The sequence below is a fragment of the Shewanella sp. KCT genome (genome assembly GCF_007636505.1).
In the GTDB taxonomy this organism is placed as follows: domain Bacteria; phylum Pseudomonadota; class Gammaproteobacteria; order Enterobacterales; family Shewanellaceae; genus Shewanella; species Shewanella halotolerans.
The window spans coordinates 1-1349 of the sequence record NZ_LVDJ01000039.1; the positions used below are offsets into that span (position 1 = coordinate 1).

5 protein-coding genes are annotated in these 1349 nt (G+C 52.7%); all 5 read left to right on the plus strand.

Annotated features, from left to right (window positions below; all coding sequences use genetic code 11):
• Positions 1 to 183, plus strand: a 183-nt coding sequence (locus tag AYI87_RS21135) for a hypothetical protein (RefSeq protein ID WP_144204534.1), incomplete at its 5' end; no start/stop codon positions are given.
• Positions 176 to 505 (plus strand): DUF2730 family protein, encoded by a 330-nt coding sequence (locus AYI87_RS21140; RefSeq protein ID WP_144204535.1) that lies wholly within the window; start codon positions 176 to 178, stop codon positions 503 to 505. The genes AYI87_RS21135 and AYI87_RS21140, both read left to right, overlap by 8 nt.
• On the plus strand, positions 505 to 801 hold the full coding sequence (locus AYI87_RS21145) for an ArsR family transcriptional regulator (RefSeq protein WP_144204536.1): 297 nt from the start codon (positions 505 to 507) through the stop codon (positions 799 to 801). Before AYI87_RS21140 ends, AYI87_RS21145 begins: the two co-directional genes overlap by 1 nt.
• Positions 802 to 803: 2 nt before the next feature.
• Entirely contained in the window at positions 804 to 1079 is a 276-nt protein-coding gene (locus tag AYI87_RS21150) for a hypothetical protein (protein WP_144204537.1), read from the plus strand.
• On the plus strand, positions 1069 to 1349 hold a 281-nt coding region (locus AYI87_RS21155; RefSeq protein ID WP_144204538.1), incomplete at its 3' end, for a phage protein Gp27 family protein. The genes AYI87_RS21150 and AYI87_RS21155, both read left to right, overlap by 11 nt.

Genomic DNA, 1349 nt, shown 5'->3' on the forward strand with positions numbered 1-1349 from the left:
GAGATGCGCGAACGCGAAGCCTGTATCAGCAAGAGCCGCGCATCGGCCCCCAAGGGCAACGGTATTTGTACTGACTGTTTAGAGTCAGTCGAGGTACAGCGTGGCAATGCCCTGCGTTGTATCAGTTGCCAGGAAGATCATGAGCTGCGCTTGAAGCAACGAACAGGGGGGCGCCGTGGCTAATGCATTTGAGTTTATCAACGCCAACTTTAAATGGCTGTCAGCACTGGGCTATCTGGCGTTTATGGGCTTGTTCGCTTGGTTCAACTTGCGCTTTACCCCGCGTAAAGAACACGACCAGTTGCACGAGCGGGTGGGCAACTTAGACCAGCAGATGACCCAGGTGAAAGCCGACATGAAGCATCTGCCCACTAAAGAAGAGGTGCACCGCTTAGACAAAACACTAAGCGGCCTCACCGAAACCATAAACGCCACGCAAGAGGGTATCAGTCGCCTTGAGCGTAAAACGGATCTGCTACTGGAAAACGAATTAAGGAACGACTAATGGCATTACAAGACATCATGAAAGAGCACCAGCGGCTGGTGATTCTGCGCATGCTGACTGAGGTCGCAGGCTTCGATTTAAATGAGTCCATCTTGCAAGATGGGCTGATTGTATACGGCCTGGATATCAGTCGCGATGGACTGCGCACTCAGCTTGCCTGGTTGGAAGAGCAAGGGCTGATTCGCCTTGAAAAGCTGGGTGGTACCCAGAAAGCCGTACTAACCAGTCGAGGTGAAGACGTGGCAACAGGCCGCGCCGTGGTACCAGGCATCAAGCGCCCTCGGGCAGGGGAATAGCTATGGCCGTCAAACCATTAACCGCTGATCAGAAGAAGATCTTATACCACGTAGCTCTAGGGTTGGTAGTGGCTGACTTAGAACAGCAGGTCATTAAGCCTATGGTGCTTAAGGAAGGTAAACCTTTTAAAAATGGCGACTTCAGAAAGTCTTATTTTAAAAAGGTTCCTCAGGTGGCACAGGCTGAACGTGCGCTGCAAAAGGCAATGAAGCAGGCTCAACAAGATTTAGCTGCATCCTTTAAGCATCATGGGGGCGGTAATAGCCATGACAAGTAAACAAGACACCCCAACCCGTGGCCGTCGCTCTAAGGTCGATCTACTGCCAGATGATATTCGCAAGCGTTTAGATAGCGGCCTGCGTGATGGTTCTATCACTCAGGCCGAACTGCTAGAAGAGGTCAATGCGCTGATAAAGGCCGCTGGCCTACCCGAAGAGCAGCAGCTGTCTCGCGCGGGGATCAATCGCTACGCCACCAAGATGGAGGCCGTGGGCAAGAGCCTGCGAGAGATGCGTGAGATCACTCAGGTATGGACGGCAGAGCTGGG

Coding starts and splice junctions, on each gene's coding strand:
- AYI87_RS21150 (WP_144204537.1), top strand. CDS start 804: ATGGCCGTCAAACCATTAACCGCTGATCAGAAGAAGATCTTATACCAC.
- AYI87_RS21145 (WP_144204536.1), top strand. CDS start 505: ATGGCATTACAAGACATCATGAAAGAGCACCAGCGGCTGGTGATTCTG.